The following is a 17,648-nucleotide window of genomic DNA, read 5'->3' as shown; positions in this document are numbered from 1 at the left end:
CGTGCGGCTCAGCCGGGCAGCTCCCCGGCGGTCAGCCGGCCCGCCAGCAGGGTCGCCGTCACCGGCATCGTCCGCAGCTCGACGTCGGTGCAGCCGAGCGGGTCGCGGTCCACCACGACCAGGTCCGCCGGCCGTCCCGGGGCCACCCGCCCGCCGCGGGAGGAGGCGTCCAGCGCGGCCGTCACCGGGATGCCCTGCTCGGGATGCCAGGCCGGCAGCCCGTCCCGGCTGCGCGAGACGGCCGCGGCGATGCCGCGCCACGGGTCCAGCGGGGACACCGGGGCGTCCGACCCGAAGGCCAGCCGGGCACCGGCCCGCCACAGTGCGCCCACCGGGAACGCGTCGCCGGTGCGTCCCGCCCAGTGCCGGTCGGCGACGTCCCGGTCGTCCATGGCGTGCTCGGGCTGCATGCTCGCCACCACGCCCAACGCCGCGAACCGCGGCAGGTCGGCGGCGTCGACGAGTTGCGCGTGCTCGATGCGGCCGCCGCTGCCCAGCTGAGCGAACGTGTCCAGCGCCACCCCCGCCGCCGCGTCCCCGATGGCGTGCACCGCCGGCAGCAGGCCACCGTCGACCGCCCGCCGCAGCAGCGTCAGCAGCTCGTCCGGCGGCACGGTCAGCCAGCCGGTGGTGCCGTCCGGATAGGGGTGGCGGCAGCAGGCGGTGCGGGTGTTCAGCGAGCCGTCGATGAGGATCTTGAACGGGCCCACGGTGATCAGCCCGTCGCCGCCGGCGACGGGGTCACCGGTCCGCAACCCGACCGCGAGCGCGCGGTCCAGGTCCGCCGGGTACGTCCCGGTCTCCACCCGCAGACTCCGCAGGCCGGCCGCGACCCGGCGGGCCCACACCGGCGGGTTCCAGGTCATCTCCAGGTCCACCACGCCGACCACCCCGCGGGCGGCGGCCGCCTCCGCCGCTTCGGCGGCCCACCGGTCCACCACCGTGTCGGGCACCTCGGTGAGGCGGCCGGTCACCGCGAAGGCGGCGTCCTCGCGCAGCACCGCGTCGTGGGTCGCGGCGACCCCGAACACGGCGCGGGCGGCGCTGTTGAGCCACAGACAGTGCAGGTCGGCCGACACCAGGACCACCGGCCGTTCTCCGGACGCCCCGTCCAGCAGCGGCACGGTCGGGTCGTCGGCCCACAGGCCGTCGCGGAACCCGTAGCCGACCAACGGTTCGGCGGTCGGCGGGGTCGCCGCGAGATGGTCGCGCACCATCGCCGCCGCGGCCGCGGCGCTGTCGGCCGCGGCGACGTCGAGCCGCCGGCGCATCAGCGCCCACTGGGTGAAGTGCACGTGTTCGTCCCACAGCCCGGGCAGCAGCCAGCGGCCGTCGAGCGGCACGGGACGCGCTCGTCCGGCGGCCGCGGTCGCGGCGGGACCGACCGCGGCGACCACACCGCCGTCCACCAGCACGTCGAGCGGTTCGGCGGCGCCGGGCAACCGGGCGTCGTGCAGCAGCAGCGGCCCGGACGGTGCCGGACCGGCGGGCGGGCGGTCAGCCACCGTGGACCCGCCGCATCTCCGCGGCGAGCGCCGGCGCGGTGAAGGCGCCGGGCGACTCGAGCCGGCGGATCACCCGGGCGACCACCTCGGCGGGCTTGTCCTGGCTCAGCTTGGCCTTGGTCGTGATCCGGGTGGGGGTCAGCCGGACGCCGACCGTCCCGGCGACGATGCGGCGGGCGTAGGCCGCGTCGACCGGGCCGGCCAGCAGCAGGCGCGGCTCGTCGACGTGCCGTTCCAGGTGGTCCACCAAAGCGGTCAGCACCCGCAGGTTCTCCGCCGCGTCCAGGATCTCCGGGACGCCGGCGAGGTGCGCGACGGTGAAGTTCCAGGTCGGGACGGCGGGGGCGACGCCGTACCAGCTGGGGGAGATGTAGCCGTGCGGTCCCTGCACGATGACCAGCAGCTCGTGCCGACCCAGCTCCAGGACGTCGTCGTCCGGCCGCCCGACGTGGGTCAGCAGTGACAGCTCGTCCCGGGACTCGTCGACGATGACCGGGTAGTGCGAGGCGGTCAACCCGGCGCCGGTGTCGCTGACCAGCGTGGCCCACGGGTTGTCGCGGATCAGCCGCTTCAGGTCGGCCGGGTCCATGGCGTAGTCGGGGTTGGTCCGCACGCCGTCACCGGTGGGCGCCGCAGCGGCGGACCGCCATCAGCACCAGCGCCCGCGCCGCCTCGAGGGTTTCGGTGATCGAGACCTGTTCCCGCGGGGCGTGCGCCATCCGGACGTCGCCGGGACCGTAGAGCAGGGTCGGGATACCGCCGATGCCGGTGTAGAGCCGCAGGTCGCTGCCGTAGGGGACGGCCAGCCGGCCGACCGGCGGGCGGCCACCGCTGTCGGCCACCGCGGCCGCGACCTGCCCGATCAGCGGGTCGTCGTCCGGGGTGGCGCCACTGGCGAACTGCCCACCCGACCAGACCACGCCGACCGGGTGGTCGGACAGCCACGGGTCCGCGCGCACCGCCGCGGCCACCGCCGCGGTGAACGCCTCCCGCGCGTGCGCCGGGTCCTCCCCGAGCTGCACCCCCAGCCGGCCTTCGGCGACCAGCCGGTCGGGGACGCTGCTGGCCCAGTCGCCGGCGCTGATCCGGCCGACGGAGATGGGGTACGGCAGCGGGTTGCCGGCGAACAGCGGGTCGGGGTCGGCGTTGCGCTCGCGTTCCAGCTCCACGATGGCCCGGTGCACCGGCAGGTACGCCTCGAACGCGCTGACCCCCGCGGTGCGGGTGCTGCCGTGGGCGGCCAGCCCCGGCACCCTCAGGGTGAAGGTGAGCGAGCCGGCGTGGGCGGTCACCACCTGACCGCTGGTCGGCTCGGTGATCACGGCCGCGTCGCCGCCGTGACCGCGCACCAGGGTGGCGAACGCGCCGAGCCCGCCGTCCTCCTCGCTGACCACGGAGTGCACCGCGAACGGCCGTTCCAGCCGGAGTCCGGAGGCCGCCAGCGTGCGGGCGACCGCGGTGTTCACCGCCACCCCGGCCTTCATGTCGCAGGCGCCGCGGCCGTGCACGACGTCACCGGTGATGCGCCCGCCGAACGGCGCTCCGTCACCCCAGCGGGCGACGTCGCCGAGGGGCACGACGTCGACGTGGCCCTGCAGGACCAGCGCCGGGTGGCCGGCCCCGGAGGTGGCGACCACGCCGTAGCCCTCGACCCGCTCGGCCTCGGTGCCGGGAAACCGCGGGTCCGCGGTCAGCTCCGCCAGGTCCAGCTTCCAGCTGTCCACGTCCATGCCGAACCCGGCCAGTTGCGCGGCCTGGCGGTGCTGCAGCTCCGACTCCGCGTCGGTGCCGGTGATGCTCGGGATCCGGACCAGCTCGACCAGGTCACCGACCAGCGCGGTCTCGTCCAGGCAGGACAGCGCGTGTGTCTCGACGTCGGTCAGCACCTCACACCCCGCTCGGGACGAGCGCGCCCGCGGAACCCAGGCTGGGCCGGTCGGCGCGGAACAGCGAGACGTCGTCGGACGTGACCCCGGTCGTGGCGAGCTCGGCCAGTACCCGGCCGAAGGTCGGGGTGAACTTGAATCCGTGGCCGGCGCCCAGACCCAGCAGCAGCCGCGGGTGCCCGGGGAGGCTGTCGATGACGAAGTCCCGGTCGGGCGTCAGCGCGTACTGGCAGGTCACCGTGCGCAGCGACGAGCCGCTGCCGGGGATGACGGAGGACATGAAGGCCTGCAGCTCGGCGGCCCGGTCGGCCGACGGGACGAACGTGCGCTGGTCGACGTCCATGTCGACCTCGGACACGTCACGGGCGGCCTTCACGGTGGTCTCCCCGTAGCAGGGGAAGCCGTAGTAGCAGACCGGGCCCTCCCAGATCCACACCGGGAACCGGCCGATCTCGAAGTCGGCGGACTGCGGCGGCTTGAAGTAGGTGACCTGCTCCTGCATCACCCGCAGCGGTACCTGCGCCCCGAGGGGGGCGAGCAGCCGGTTGGTCCAGGCGTCGGTGCACAGCACCACGTTGCCGGCGTGCACCGGCCCCTGGGCGGTCTGCACGACGACGCCGTCGGCGTCCTCCTCGAGCGCGGTCACCGCGCACCGGTCCCGCAACCGGGCGCCGCGCATCCGGGCCTGCATCTGCAGCGCGGCGACGGAACGGGAGGCGTGCACGATGCCGGAGTCGGGCGTCCACACGGTGGTCACGCCGTCGGGCACGTCGAACTGGGGGAACCGCTGCCGCACCGTCGCCGGGTCCAGCGCCTCGTGCTCGACCCCGCACGTCAGGAGGCTGTCCAGGTAGTGCGCGGCCGGGACCGGGGCGTCGGCGGGACAGAAGTACAGGCCACCGGTGCGGGTGACCAACCGCTCCCCGCTGACCGCCTCGAAGTCGGCCCAGTCGCGGTAGGCCGAGTCGGCCAGCCGGACGTACTCCGGCCGGTCGTAGGCCCGTCGGATGATCCGGGAGGTGTCGTGCGAGGCGCCCCGGACGTGCCCGAGCTCGAACTGTTCGAGCCCGAGCACGTCCGCGCCCCGTGCGGCCAGCTGGTAGACCGTGGCGCTGCCGAGGGCACCCAGCCCCACCACCACATGATCGACGTGTTCCATCGTGCGTTGCCGTTCTCTCTCGCTGGCCGGTACGGGGTGTGACTACAGGACGCGGGCCAGGAACGACCTGGTCCGTGGATGGGCGGCGTCGCCGAAGACCTGCGACGGCGGGCCGTGCTCGACGATGACCCCGCCGTCGAGGAAGGCGACGCTGTCGGCGACCTCCCGGGCAAAGCCGATCTCGTGGGTGACGACGACCATCGTCATGCCCTCGGCGGCGAGGTCGCGCATGACGTCGAGGACGTCTCCGACGAGTTCGGGGTCCAGCGCGGACGTCGGCTCGTCGAACAGCATCAACTTGGGTTGCATGGCCAGGGCCCGGGCGATCGCCACCCGCTGCTGCTGGCCGCCGGACAGCTGCCGGGGGTAGGCGCCGGCCTTGTCGGCCAGCCCCACCCGGTCCAGCAGCGCCATCGACCGCTCGCGGACCGGTCCGGCGGACTCGCGCCGAACCCGCAGCGGGGCCTCCATCAGGTTGTCCAGCACGCTCAGGTGCGGGAACAGGTTGAACTGCTGGAAGACCATGCCGATCTCGCTGCGCCGCTGTGCGATCTCTCGGTCCTTGAGCTCGTACAGCTTCCCCCGGTGCCGGCGGTAGCCGACGAGCTCACCGTCGACGCTGATCCAGCCGGCGTCGATCTTCTCCAGGTGGTTGATGCACCGCAGGAAGGTGCTCTTGCCGGAGCCGGACGCCCCGAGCAGGCAGGCCACCTCGCCGGCCCGCACCTCCAGGTCGATGCCCCGGACCACCTCGTGGCTGCCGTAGGACTTGCGGACCCCGCGGGCGACGAGCATCGGCTCGGGAGTGTCGCCGGCCGGGGTGTGCGTCGGGCTGCTCATCGGGTCTCCCCCCGGCCGACGGTCTCGACCGCCGGCACGTCGTCGCCGGCCGGATCGGGGCCGGCGGTGTCCGCCGGGTCCGTGCGGTCGCGCCGGGTGCGGCCGCGGGCGTGGCTGTCGCCCCGGCGCAGGCGCCGCTCCAGGAACGTCTGCCCGACGGTCAGCACCGTGGTGAGGATGAGGTACCACAGGCTCGCCGTGATCAGCAGCGGGATCACCTGGTACGTGCGGGAGTAGATGACCTGGGCGGCGAACAGCAGCTCGGGCAGGGCGATCACGCTGACCAGGGACGTCGTCTTCAGCATCGAGATGGTCTCGTTGCCGGTCGGCGGGATGATCACCCGCAACGCCTGCGGCAGCACGATGCGGCGGAAGACCTGCCGCCCGGTCATGCCCAGCGCCTGGGCCGCCTGGGTCTGCCCGCTGTCCACCGACTGCAGGCCCGCCCGGACGATCTCGGCCATGTACGCCGCCTCGTTCAGGCCCAGTCCCAGCACCGCCGCGGTCAGCGGGGTGATGAGGTCGTTGGCGCTGCCGGAGACGAACGTCGGACCGAACGGGATGCCCAGCCCGAGGGTCGGGTACAGCGCCGACAGGTTGAACCAGAAGATCAACTGCACCAGCAGCGGCGTGCCCCGGAAGAAGCCGATGTACAGCAGCGCCGCACCCGACACGATGGGGTTCTTGGAGTCGCGGGCGACGGCCAGCACGATGCCGAGGACGAGGCCGACGACCATCGCGAGCAGCGTCAGCAGCAGGGTGTTGCGCAGCCCGTCGAGGATGCCGGCACTGGTGAAGTACCGGAAGACGACGTCCCAGCGGTAGTTCTCGTTGGTGATGAGCGAGGTGACGACCACGACGGCCAGCACCACGACCACCGCGACGGCCACCCACCGCCCGGGATGCCGCAGGCTCACGACCTCCCCGGGCAGTTCGGCGCCGGTCGGTGGGCGGCCCCCCGTCAGGCCGGCCGGGTCAGCCACGGGAGATCGTCGGGTCGTCGATCGCGCCGGTCGTGACGTCCCACTTCTCCAGCACCTGCTGGTAGGTGCCGTCGGCGATGACCGCCTCGAGTGCGGCCTCCACGGCCGGGGCGAGCTCGGAGCCCTTGGGCAGGGCGAAACCGTACGGCGCCGGGTCGTAGCTGGCGTCGAGCACGAAGAACTGGCCGTCGGACTGCTGGGCGGTGTAGGCCAGCGGGCCGAAGTCGGACACGACCGCGTCGGCCCGGTTGCTGCCGACCGCGAGGTTGGTCTGGGCCGCGTCCGGATAGATGTCGACGATGATCTCCGGCTCACCCTTGGCCGTGCAGTCGGCGGAGAACTTCGGCAGGTAGTTGTCGGCGTAGATGGTGCCCTTCTGGGCGGCGATGCGGTGCCCGCAGAGGTTCTCCAGGCTGAGGTTCTGCGGGTTGCCGGCCGGGGTCATGATCGAGGTGCCGCCCTCGAAGTAGGTCACGAAGTCCACGACCTCGTTGCGCTCCGCGGTGACGCCCATGGCCGCGGCGGCCATGTCGTAGCGGCCGCCCTGCAGGCCGGGGATGATGCCGTCGAACTTGAGGATCTGCAGCTCCGGCTGCAGGCCGAGCGCGCCGGCGACGGCCGACACCAGCTCGGGGTCGACGCCCTGCAGGTTGGTGGTGTCACCTTCGGCGTAGAACTCGAACGGCGGATAGCCCTCGCCGGTGGCGACGACGAGCGTGCCGCGTTCGCGGATGTCGGCGGGGACCAGCGCGGCGGCGGCGTCGACGACCGATCCGGACGGGGCGGGTGCCGCGGCGGAGCCGGCGGACGTGGCGGCACCGCCCGCCGAGGCGACCGGGCCGGCCGGGGCGGGACCGCTGGGGGAGGTGGTGTCGCTCTCGCCGGTGCCCCCGCAGGCGGCGAGCAGGAAGGTCGAGGTGGCGACGATGGCGAGCAGTCGACCGGAGGGGAAACGGGATGCAGTGGTCACGGGAACTCTTCCGTCGGGGGAGTGGACACCGTTATCAGTGCCCCTGGCTCGTTGGCGCAGACGCTAGGAGTGATGGTTTGCGGTCGTGTTACGACCTCCGTCGCGTGCAATCCCCGGTCGCGGACTTTGCAGGACGTGAGTTCCGGGCCGGTCGACCCACCCGGAACGGGTACTCCAGGGGGCCCTGGTCGGCGGCCCGGGACGACCGGACCGCGGCTACCGTGACCACATGGACAGGGCCCGCCCCCGGGTGCGCCGGCGCGTCGTGCTGACCGCGGTGACGCTCGTGACGGTCCTGCTGGTGCCGGTGGCCGCGCTGTGGCTGCTGCAGCGGCGCATCGTCTTCCAGCCCGGCACCACCCGCCCCGGTCCGGCGGCCGCGGCGGTTCCCGGTGCCCGCGACGTGGTGCTGCACACGGCGGACGGCCTCGCCCTGGACGCCTGGTACCTGCCGGCGGCCGCCGGCTGCGCCCGGACGGTGCTCGTCGCGCCCGGCAACGCCGGGTCCCGCGCCGACCGGGCGGCGCTGGCCCGGGCGCTGGGTGGGCGGGGTCCGGGCGTGCTGCTGCTGGACTACCGCGGCTACGGCGGCAACCCGGGCGCGCCGGACGAGCCGGGGCTGCTACGGGACGCGACCGCTGCGGTGGAGTTCCTGCGCGCCGAGGTGCCCGGCCACCGGCTCACCTACTTCGGGGAGAGTCTGGGCGGCGCCGTGGTGGTCGCGCTGGCCCGGCGGTTTTCGCCGGCGGCGGTGGTGCTGCGGTCGCCGTTCACCGAGCTGGCCGCCGTCGCCGCGGCGCAGTTCCCGCGGTTGCCGGTGCGCCGCATGCTGTGGGACACCTTCCCGGTGCACGGGGCGGTGGGGTCGCTGGACGTCCCGGTGACCGTCGTCCACGGCGAGCGGGACAGTCTCGTGGATCCCGCCCAGAGCCTCGCGGTCGCCGCCGCGGCGGGCGCCCGGGTGGTGGCGGTACCGGGTGCGGACCACAACGACGCCGCCCTGGCCCACGGGCCCCTGGTCGTCGACGCGGTGATGCGGGCCGACGGGGGCGCACCGGAGTGTGGAACGGGGCGGGGCTGAGGCACCGCTCACACCCGGGCCCGAGGCCTGGGGCGAGGCCACCCCCGGACACCGGTTCCCGTGCGGGCCGGCTCCGCCGACTGTGACGATTCTCGGTCGACGTCTCGCGGTCGTCGGCTCCCGGTCGGCTGAATCCGGGTCGACATCTCTCAGTCGTCGGTCGCCGGTCGGCCGCTGAGGACGCAGAACTCGTTGCCCTCGGGGTCGGCCAGCACGACCCAGCTGACGTCGCCCTGGCCGACGTCGGCGAGGGTGGCGCCGAGCGCCCGGAGCCGGTCCACTTCGGCGTCCCGGTCCTGCGGCCGGAAGTCCAGGTGCATCCGGTTCTTGACCGTCCGGGGCTCGGCGACCGGGACGAAGATCAGCCCGGGGAGCCGGCCCGGGGACGGCTGGATCTCGAACTCGTCGGGGTCGTCGTTGACCACGACCCAGTCGAGGGCGGCGGCCCACCAGCGTCCGAGGGTGACCGGATCGGCGGCGTCGACCACCACCTGTTCCCACTGCAGCGGCACGGTGCACCTCCAGGTGTGTCGTCTCCCGGCTCCGGGTGGTCCGTAGTCGACCATGCTCACAGCCGGTCAGCAAGACGCCACCGGCTTGCCCTTCCCGGCTCCCGGCCGTGATGTCGATACCCCGGTCGGGTGGCACCGCGGCCGATGTCGTGACGGTACGTCACCGCCGCCGACACGCCCGACACGGCGTTTCGCGCGAAACGCCGTGCGGCGCCGAACATATTCTGTCCACACAGGTCACAGCCCGATCACGCACCCTGACCTGCGACGACACGGGAACCCCTCGCAGTTGTCCCCAAGTTGTGCACATGGGGACACATGTGCTTGGCCCGCCGCCGGGAGCTCTGTCCCCAGCCCATCCACGCGTCGATCAACACACGGAGTTGGGCGCGAACGGCTATCGGACCTAGGTTCGCAACTGCGTCGCACGAGGTCGCCCGACGGTTCGCCGGAAGCCGTCCGCCGTCCCGCCGAAGACCGCCGGTCGCCGACCGGGCAGCGGTCGGCCGGCACTGTCGGTGGCATCCGATAGAACACCTGTACCCCTCCCGCGAGGGGTGTGACACCGAACCGAGGGGACCCGGATGGCAGCGGACGAACAGTGGAAGCCCCGGAACGCCTCGGCGCCGGCGGCCGTCCCGTTCGACCGGCAACCACCGCAGGACCTGCCGGCCGAACAGTCGGTGCTCGGCGGCATGCTGCTGTCCAAGGACGCCATCGCCGACGTCTTCGAGGTGCTCACCTCGGCCGACTTCTACAAGCCGGCGCACGTCCACGTGTTCGACGCGATCCTCGATCTGTACTCCCGCGGGGAGCCGGCCGACCCGATCACCGTGTCGGCCGAACTCGAGCGCGCCGGCCTGCTGCCGCGCGTGGGTGGTTCGGTCTACCTGCACCACCTGACCGCGATGGTCCCGACCGCGGCGAACGCGGGGTTCTACGCCCAGATCGTCGGTGAGAAGGCGGTGCTGCGGCGGCTGGTCGAGGCCGGCACCCGCATCGCCCAGCTCGGTTACGGCGGCGCCGAGGGGGACGCCGGCTCCGGCGAGGTCGACGAGATCGTCGACCGGGCCGAGCAGGAGATGTACAAGGTCGCCGAGCGCCGCACCACCGAGGACTACGTCGTCCTCGAGGAGCTCCTCGGGCCGACCATGGACGAGATCGACGCCATCCAGAGCCGCGGCGGCCTTTCCCTCGGGGTGCCCACCGGCTTCACCGATCTCGACACCCTGACCAACGGTTTCCACCCCGGCCAGATGATCATCATCGCGGCGCGGCCCGGCGTGGGTAAGTCCACGCTCGCCTTGGACGTGGCCCGCAACGCGTCGGTCAAACACGGCCTGACCAGCGTCATCTTCTCCCTGGAGATGAGCAAGACCGAGATCACCATGCGTCTGCTGTCGGCCGAGGCGGGCATCAAGCTGTCGCAGATGCGGTCCGGCAAGATGCAGGACCAGGACTGGCAGAAGATCGTCAAGCGGATGAGCGAGATCTCCGACGCGCCGCTGTTCATCGACGACTCGCCCAACATGACGATGATGGAGATCCGGGCCAAGGCCCGGCGGCTGAAGCAGAAGGACGACCTGAAGCTGATCGTCCTGGACTACCTGCAGCTGATGAGCTCCGGCAAGAAGGTGGAGTCCCGGCAGCAGGAGGTGTCGGAGTTCTCCCGGCAGATGAAGCTGCTCGCCAAGGAGCTGGAAGTGCCGGTCATCGCCATCTCGCAGCTCAATCGTGGTCCCGAGCAGCGCACCGACAAGCGGCCCATGCTCTCCGACCTGCGGGAGTCCGGCTCGCTGGAGCAGGACGCAGACATGGTCATCCTGGTGCACCGCCCCGACGTCTTCGAGTCCGACGACCCCCGGGCAGGGGAGGCCGATCTGATCGTGGCCAAGCACCGCAACGGCCAGACCATGACCGTCGCCGTCGCCCACCAGCTGCACTACAGCCGCTTCACCGACCTGGCGCTGCAGTAGGAGCCCGGCGGTGCCGGACGGGGACGGCCGATCGCTAGGGTGCGACAGTCCGTTCAGCAACCCGAGAGGCCCCCGATGACCACGCCCGTCCCGATGTTCCTCGACTGCGACACCGGGATCGACGACGCCCTCGCGTTGGTCTACCTGCTGCACTCGCCGGAGATCGACCTGGTCGGGATCGCCACCGTGAGCGGCAACATCGACGCCGCCGGTGGTGCCCGCAACACCCTGGACCTGCTCGCCCTCGCCGGTCGCGGCGACATCCCGGTGGCCGTCGGCAACCACGATCCCCAGGCCGGGCGCTACCGCGGCGGAGCTCCGCACGTGCACGGTGACAACGGCATCGGCAACGTGACCCTGCCACCGTCGGGCCTGTCGCCCGTACCGGCCTCGGGGGCCGAGTTGCTCGTCGAGATGGCCCGTCGGCACCCCGGCGAGCTGCACGTGGTCGCGGTCGCGCCGCTGACCAACCTCGCCGAGGCGCTGCGCCTGGAGCCGGGCCTGCCCGACCTGGTGGCGCACGTGACGATCATGGGCGGCGCCGCTCTGGTGCCGGGCAACATCACCGCCGTCGCCGAGGCCAACATCGGCAACGACCCAGAGGCCGCCGCGGACGTGATGGCCGCTGCCTGGGACATCACGCTGGTCCCGTTGGACGTCACCATGTTCCACCGCTTCGACGAGGACGACCGGCAGGCGTTGCTCGCCGACGGACGCCCCGTCCCCGTCGCGCTCGGGGAGATGCTCGACCACTACTTCGCGTTCTACCTCAGCGTCTTCGGTGACCGGCACTGTGCGCTGCACGATCCGCTGGCCGCCGCGATCGCCGTCGGCGAGGTGGTCCCGACGCTCGCCCCGACGGTGCGCGTGGACGTCGACGCCGCCCACGGCCCCAGCCGCGGCCAGACCGTCTGCGACCTGCGCGGCCGCTACCGCGGATACCCGGCGCAGACCGGTGCCCACACCCGCGTGGTGCTGAGCGCGCCGGAGGGCAGCGCCGCCGCGATCCGGCGTCGGCTGGTCGCCGGATAGCCCGTCAACGATCCGGCGATCCTGCGGTCGGTGATCCCGCGGTCAGCAGTCGGCTTCTTCGCTGGTCCGCTCCTGAAGTCGGCTTTTTCGCTGGTCCGGTCCCGCGGCCGGCTTCCCGCTGGTCCGGTCCCGCGGCCGGCTTCCCGCTGGTCCGGTCCCGCGGTCGGTGATCCGCTGGTCCGGTCCCGCGGCGCGGCTCCACCCATCCGATCCCGCGGCCGGTGGAGCCGCAGGTGGGGCCGTCGCACGACCCGCGGTGTGACGGCACCGCCCGGACGGGTACATGCTCAGGTCATGGAATTCAGATACCTCGGTAACTCCGGCCTGCAGATCTCCGCGATCACCTACGGCAACTGGCTCACCCACGGTTCCCAGGTGGAGAACGACGTCGCGACCCAGTGCGTGCACGCCGCCCTCGACGAGGGCATCACCAGCTTCGACACCGCCGACGTCTACGCCAACGGTCGCGCCGAGGAGGTCCTCGGCGCCGCGCTGAAGGGCCAGCGGCGCGAGTCGCTGGAGATCTTCACCAAGGTGTACTGGCCGGTCGGGCCCGACCCCAAGGGCAAGAACGACACGGGTCTGTCGCGCAAGCACGTCATGGAGAGCATCGACGCCTCGCTGCGTCGCCTGCAGACCGACTACGTCGACCTCTACCAGGCGCACCGCTACGACACGTTCACCCCGCTCGAGGAGACGATGCGGGCGTTCGCCGACATCGTCCACGCCGGCAAGGCGCACTACATCGGTGTCAGCGAGTGGACCCCGGAGCAGATCCGGGCGGGTGTCTCCTGGGCGAAGGAGCTCGGCATCTCCCTGGTCTCCAGCCAGCCGCAGTACTCGATGCTGTGGCGCGTCATCGAGGACGAGGTGGTCCCGACCTGCGAGGACCTCGGCCTCAGCCAGATCGTCTGGTCGCCGGTGGCGCAGGGGGTGCTGTCCGGCAAGTACCTGCCCGGACAGCCGGCACCGGAGGGTTCCCGCGCCGGGGACACCAAGGGCGGCGCCACCATGATCAGCCGCTTCATGGACGACCGGGTGCTCACCGCCGTCCAGCAGCTGCGCCCGATCGCCGACGAGCTGGGCCTGACCATGGCCCAGCTCGCGGTCGCGTGGGTGCTGCAGAACCGCAACGTCGCCGCCGCCCTCGTCGGGGCGTCCCGGCCGGAGCAGGTCGCCGAGAACGTCAAGGCCGCCGGCGTCACCATCCCGGATGAGGCGCTGACCCGCATCGACACCGCCTTGGGCGACGTCGTCCGCCGCGATCCCGCGCTCGTCGCGCAGTCGACCCCGCAGCAGCGCGGCGTCTGACCCGTCCGACACCCGTCCGGCGGCAGCCCCCGGCCACCCGCTCGGGGGCGCCGCCCGGCACGGCGGATGCGTCCGTCGGTGGCATCATGACTACCGGTGGAACGGTTCACACCCCGAGCCCGCCCACCGTCGATCCTGGGAGTGTGGCGTGTCCGAAACGATGGACCGCGGCGACGCGATGCCGCTCGGCGAGCTCGCGTTCGCCGATGGTCTGGGCAGTCTCGCCCGGGCCATCCAGCAGAACCTCTCCGAGGAGGTCCAGTCCCTGGACTTCATCGTGTCCGCGGCCGTCGAGCTGATCCCCGGTGTCGAGTCGGCCGCGGTGTCGACGCTGGCCGGCCGGAACCGGCTGGCCGGGCAGTCGTCCAGCGGCGCGTTCGCCGGTCCCGTCCTGGAGGCGCAGAACGCCACCGGCGAGGGACCCTGCCTCAACGTCGCCGAGGGTGGCGACCAGGTGTTGATCTCCGACGTCCTGGCCGACGACCGGTGGCCGTCGTTCGCCACCACCGTCGCGCCGATCGGCGTCCGCAGCATCGTGTGCACCCCGCTCACCGGGGACGGCAGCATCCGCGGTTCGCTCAGCCTGCACGCCACCGAGCCCGGCGCGTTCAACGAGGAGACGCGCGAGCTCGCCCGCGTCTTCGCCGCGCACGCCAGCATCGCCCTGGCCGGTGCCGCCCGGCACCGCAACATCGTGGTCGCGCTGGGTTCGCGCGACATCATCGGGCAGGCCAAGGGCATCCTGATGGAACGCTTCGGCATCACCGCCGACGCGGCGTTCACGGTGCTGCTGCGGATGTCGCAGCACCTGAACATCAAGCTGCGGGACGTCAGCGCGGAGTTGTGCAGCACCGGGGTGCTGCCGGGCGTCACCGACCTGCAGCGCTCGCGCGGCGGTGCCGGCGCCGCCACCCGGACGATCGTCGCGGACGCGGTGGCCCGGACCGGTGGTGCCACCACCGGGGCGGCGGCCGACGACCCCGAGGTCGACGGGGTCGCCCGGGACGCGCTGGCCGCCGGCTCCCGGGACGAGGACGTGGCCGTCGAGGCCGTCCTGTCCGCGGGGGACGGGTCCCCTTCGGACCCGGGGAGACCGACCTCACGGTCGTCGAGCTGACCCTGTCACTCAGGTTTCCTGAGTTGCTCAGGTATCCTGAGTGAGTGCCTGTCGTCCACCCCGTCTGCGTCCGGTTCCACCGGGCGGTCGAGCTGATCGGGGCCCGCTGGTCGGGCGCCATCCTGCGGGCACTCTTCACCGGTCAGCACCGGTTCGCCGGCATCAAGGCGGCGATCCCGGGCATCAGCGACACGATGCTCGCCCAGCGGCTGCGTGAACTCGAAGCGGCGTCCGTCGTGGATCGACAGGTCGTGTCGACCTCACCGCTGGTCGTCGAGTACCGCCTGACCGAGCGCGGGCTCGAGCTCGCGCCGGTGATGGACGCGCTGACGACCTGGGCGCACCGGTGGATCGAGCCGTCCGGCGCCGAGCCAACCACGGCCGTGACGTAGCGGCCCACAGCAGCATCCGCACCACCGGGGCAGCGTCGCCCACCTTTCCCATCCGCCACGCCCCCAGGAGAGACACCATGTCCGCACCCGTTCTGCAGATCATCATCGGCAGCACCCGACCGGGCCGCATCGGCCCGGTCATGGCCGCCTGGTTCGCCGAGAGGGCCCGTCAGCAGGGTGGTTTCGACGTCGAGGTGCTCGATGTCGCCGATTTCGCGCTGCCGGTCTTCGACGAGCCCCACCACCCGAAGAGCCGCAACTACACCCAGCCCCACACCAAGGCGTGGAGCGCGGCGGTCGACCGCGGCGACGCGGTGGTGTTCGTGCATCCCGAGTACAACCACAGCGTCAACGGCGCCTTGAAGAACGCCATCGACTTCCTCCACGGCGAGTGGGCCCACAAGCCGGTCAGCTTCGTCAGCTACGGCGGAGCGTCCGGTGGTCTGCGTGCGGTGCAGGCACTGAAGCCGGTCGTCAGTGCGTTGCGCATGTACCCCACGGCTGCTGCCGTCGCGCTGGCGGGCCCGCAGCGGCAGATCATCGACGGCGCCTTCGTTCCCACGCCGGAGCAGAACTCCGCCGCCGACGCGCTGCTGGACGAGCTCGGTGCACTCACCGCGGCCGTCTCGCCGCTGCTGGACGCCGCCCGCGCCGCCTGACCCCGGCCGCGTTCCACCCAGGCCCCGGGTCCGACCTGCGTCTTCCGGTCCGGCGACGGTCCGCCGGGAACCGGTGGACGCGGGCGGACGAGGCGATCGGGCCCGGGGCGCGGCGTCACTCGCCGGGGAAGCGGATCCCCAGGGCCGCGCGGACCTCGTCCATCTGCTCGAGGGTGGCGATGGAGGCCGCGAGCGGTCGGACCGGTGATTCGAGCCGGCCCGCGGCGACGCACCGCGCGACCTCGCAGGCCTGCCAGAACAGCGCCTCGTGCGCGCCGGCCGCCTCCTCGTAGCGCAGCACCTCGCCGTCGACGAAGCGAACCTCGAACGACCCCGGCCGGTAGAACGGGTCGGTGAAGACGAGGGTGGCCGCCGAACCGGCGACGAACGCCGTCACCGGGGTGTTGCCGAGCACCGAGGTGTGCAGCACGCTCTGCCGGCCGGCGTCGTCGGCCAGGATCGCCGACAGTTGACCGTTGATGCCGGACGGATGATCGGTGCCTTTCGCCCCGACGAGCCGCTGCGGTCCGAGTACCCAGTGGGCCAGTCCGAAGACGTAGGTGCCGAGGTCCAGCATCGGCCCGCCGGCCTGCGCCGGGTCCATCACCCGGCGGTGCCCGGTGAGGTCCTCGCCGTTGTCGGCCATCACCGTCTGCAGCTCACCGAGCATGCCGGTGTCCAGGATCTGGCGGATGACGTCGAACTTGGGCAGCGCCGTCGTCCAGAACGCCTCCATGCAGAACACGTTGTGCGCGTCGGCCAGCGCGGCGAGCTCGCGGGCCTGGTCGGCGTTGATCGCCAGCGGTTTCTCCACCAGAACCGGCTTCCCCGCCCGCATCGCGGTCCGGGCGCAGTCCAGATGCGCGACGTGCTCGGTGGCGACGTAGACGACGTCCACGGTGTCGGCGGCGACCAGGTCCTGATAGCTGCCGAAGGCGGCGGGGATGCCCATCCGCTCGGCGAAGGCGGTCGCCCGGTCGAGGCCGCGGGACGCCACCGCGACGACCTGCTGGGTGGTGGAGGCCTGCAGAGCGGCGACGAACCGCTCGGCGATCCAACCGGTGCCGATGATCCCCCAGCGCAGCGACGGCGCGGATCGCGGGTCGGGGACCCGCGACGCGGGCAGCGCCCGGGTCACCGGACGTCCGTGGTGACGCGCACGGTCCGGCCGCCCTCACGCATCGAGGTGATCACCGCGGTGGCGACGGCACTGGCCTGGAGCCCGTCGGCCGCGGTGGCCAGCGTGGTCGGGGTGCCGGTGTCGAGGCCGTCGACCCACGCCTGCAGCTCCAGCCGGTAGGCGTCGGCGAACCTCGGCCGCCAGTCCCGGGCGTAGCCGATGCCGTGCGACAGCTCGCGGTCGCGGACCACCCGGGCCGGCTCGGCCAACGTGAGACTGCCGGTTTCACCGACGACCTCGCAGCGGATGTCGTAGCCGTACCGGGCGTTGAGGAAGTTCTCCACCGTGCTCAGCGCGCCGTCCTGGGTGCGCAGCAGCATCATCTGCGGGTCCTGGAAGCCGGCCAGCGAACTCGGCGCCGGGGCGTGCCAGCTGACCTCGACGACCGGCGACCCGAGCAGCCAGGGCACGATGTCGAAGTCGTGCACCGCCGATCCGGTGATGAGCAGCTCGTCGTCGGCCCCTGGACCGGACGTGACCCCACGGCCGACCGAGTGCACGATGAGCGGCCGGCCGATCGCCCCGTCGACGATGTCCCGGCGCATCTGCACGTACCCCGGGTCGAAGCGGCGCATGAAGCCGAGGGTGACCAGGCCGGGACCGTCGCCCACCACGGCCTTCTCGGCCGCGACCACGTCCAGGCACTCGCCCAGCGTCGGTGCCAGCGGCTTCTCGCAGAGCACCGGCTTCCCGGCGTCCAGGCAGGCGCGGACGAGGGCGGCGTGGGTCGAGTCGTGGGAGGCGATGAGGACGGCGTCGACCGCGGGATCGGCGATGACGGCGAGCGGATCGACGGTCGCCCGGGCCCCGACCGCGTCGGCGGCGGCGGTCACCCGGTCCGCATCGAGGTCGGCGAGCAGTTCGACGGTGGCGCCGCTGACGAAGCGGTGCACCGTGCGGGCGTGGTCGGCCCCCATGATGCCCGCGCCGATGATGCCGATCCGTTGCGTCATGGGCACTCTCCTGTGAGTGGGTGGCGGGTGGGGCCGGGCGGCGACACGACGACCGGCTGCGGAGCTCACGCTAGCACCGACGTCCTAGAACG

17 protein-coding genes are annotated in these 17,648 nt (G+C 72.6%); 7 read left to right on the top strand and 10 right to left on the bottom strand.

Features of this window, described 5'->3' with window-relative positions; genetic code table 11:
- Positions 1-8: 8 nt before the first annotated feature.
- The 7 genes from DB033_RS18665 to DB033_RS18635 are packed head-to-tail and all read right to left on the bottom strand — an operon-like array spanning position 9 to position 7,343.
- Positions 9-1,505, bottom strand: coding sequence for an amidohydrolase (locus tag DB033_RS18665; RefSeq protein ID WP_111768479.1), 1,497 nt, complete (start codon positions 1,503-1,505; stop codon positions 9-11).
- Positions 1,498-2,118, bottom strand: a complete 621-nt coding sequence (locus tag DB033_RS18660; RefSeq protein ID WP_111768478.1) for an FMN-binding negative transcriptional regulator — start codon at positions 2,116-2,118, stop codon at positions 1,498-1,500. Before DB033_RS18660 ends, DB033_RS18665 begins: the two co-directional genes overlap by 8 nt.
- 4 nt (positions 2,119-2,122) lie before the next feature.
- Positions 2,123-3,391, bottom strand: a complete 1,269-nt coding sequence (locus tag DB033_RS18655) for a M20/M25/M40 family metallo-hydrolase (protein WP_111768477.1) — start codon at positions 3,389-3,391, stop codon at positions 2,123-2,125.
- A gap of 1 nt (position 3,392) precedes the next feature.
- Complete coding sequence (gene solA, locus DB033_RS18650) at positions 3,393-4,550, bottom strand: N-methyl-L-tryptophan oxidase (protein WP_111768476.1); 1,158 nt, start codon at positions 4,548-4,550, stop codon at positions 3,393-3,395.
- Between the two features lie 42 nt (positions 4,551-4,592).
- A complete protein-coding gene (locus tag DB033_RS18645; RefSeq protein ID WP_338066275.1) occupies positions 4,593-5,390 on the bottom strand; it encodes an amino acid ABC transporter ATP-binding protein in 798 nt (265 codons plus the stop codon).
- On the bottom strand, positions 5,387-6,373 hold the full coding sequence (locus DB033_RS18640) for an amino acid ABC transporter permease (protein WP_240615983.1): 987 nt from the start codon (positions 6,371-6,373) through the stop codon (positions 5,387-5,389). Before DB033_RS18640 ends, DB033_RS18645 begins: the two co-directional genes overlap by 4 nt.
- On the bottom strand, positions 6,366-7,343 hold the full coding sequence (locus DB033_RS18635) for an ABC transporter substrate-binding protein (protein WP_157970795.1): 978 nt from the start codon (positions 7,341-7,343) through the stop codon (positions 6,366-6,368). The genes DB033_RS18640 and DB033_RS18635 overlap by 8 nt, the downstream gene beginning before the upstream one ends.
- A gap of 229 nt (positions 7,344-7,572) precedes the next feature.
- Here DB033_RS18635 and DB033_RS18630 point away from each other — a divergent pair, with 229 nt between their 5' ends.
- Complete coding sequence (locus DB033_RS18630; protein WP_111768474.1) at positions 7,573-8,424, top strand: alpha/beta hydrolase; 852 nt, start codon at positions 7,573-7,575, stop codon at positions 8,422-8,424.
- Positions 8,425-8,573: 149 nt separating this feature from the next.
- Here DB033_RS18630 and DB033_RS18625 read toward each other — a convergent pair whose 3' ends face one another.
- Positions 8,574-8,936: a VOC family protein gene (locus DB033_RS18625; protein WP_111768473.1), complete on the bottom strand. Its 363-nt coding sequence runs from the start codon at positions 8,934-8,936 to the stop codon at positions 8,574-8,576.
- Between the two features lie 584 nt (positions 8,937-9,520).
- Between DB033_RS18625 and dnaB the strand changes: the two genes are divergently transcribed.
- From dnaB to DB033_RS18595, 6 genes are all read left to right on the top strand, one after another.
- Entirely contained in the window at positions 9,521-10,912 is a 1,392-nt protein-coding gene (gene dnaB, locus DB033_RS18620) for a replicative DNA helicase (protein WP_111768472.1), read from the top strand.
- Positions 10,913-10,987: 75 nt separating this feature from the next.
- Positions 10,988-11,944, top strand: a complete 957-nt coding sequence (locus DB033_RS18615; RefSeq protein WP_111768471.1) for a nucleoside hydrolase — start codon at positions 10,988-10,990, stop codon at positions 11,942-11,944.
- A gap of 294 nt (positions 11,945-12,238) precedes the next feature.
- On the top strand, positions 12,239-13,255 hold the full coding sequence (locus DB033_RS18610; RefSeq protein WP_111768470.1) for an aldo/keto reductase family protein: 1,017 nt from the start codon (positions 12,239-12,241) through the stop codon (positions 13,253-13,255).
- A 148-nt stretch (positions 13,256-13,403) separates the two neighbouring features.
- The gene (locus DB033_RS18605) at positions 13,404-14,372 is read left to right on the top strand and encodes a GAF and ANTAR domain-containing protein (protein WP_157970794.1); all 969 of its coding nucleotides are present in this window, start codon (positions 13,404-13,406) and stop codon (positions 14,370-14,372) included.
- Between the two features lie 44 nt (positions 14,373-14,416).
- Entirely contained in the window at positions 14,417-14,764 is a 348-nt protein-coding gene (locus DB033_RS18600; RefSeq protein ID WP_111768468.1) for a winged helix-turn-helix transcriptional regulator, read from the top strand.
- A 77-nt stretch (positions 14,765-14,841) separates the two neighbouring features.
- Entirely contained in the window at positions 14,842-15,423 is a 582-nt protein-coding gene (locus DB033_RS18595) for an NADPH-dependent FMN reductase (RefSeq protein WP_111768467.1), read from the top strand.
- A gap of 115 nt (positions 15,424-15,538) precedes the next feature.
- Here the strand turns inward: DB033_RS18595 and DB033_RS18590 are convergent, their stop codons facing one another.
- Both DB033_RS18590 and DB033_RS18585 read right to left on the bottom strand, forming a co-directional pair.
- On the bottom strand, positions 15,539-16,561 hold the full coding sequence (locus tag DB033_RS18590; RefSeq protein WP_111768466.1) for a Gfo/Idh/MocA family protein: 1,023 nt from the start codon (positions 16,559-16,561) through the stop codon (positions 15,539-15,541).
- Entirely contained in the window at positions 16,558-17,556 is a 999-nt protein-coding gene (locus DB033_RS18585) for a Gfo/Idh/MocA family oxidoreductase (RefSeq protein ID WP_111768465.1), read from the bottom strand. The genes DB033_RS18590 and DB033_RS18585 overlap by 4 nt, the downstream gene beginning before the upstream one ends.
- Positions 17,557-17,648: the final 92 nt, after the last annotated feature.

The organism is Nakamurella deserti (genome assembly GCF_003260015.1).
Lineage (GTDB): Bacteria > Actinomycetota > Actinomycetes > Mycobacteriales > Nakamurellaceae > Nakamurella > Nakamurella deserti.
This window is presented reverse-complemented; position numbering and strand designations above follow the sequence as displayed.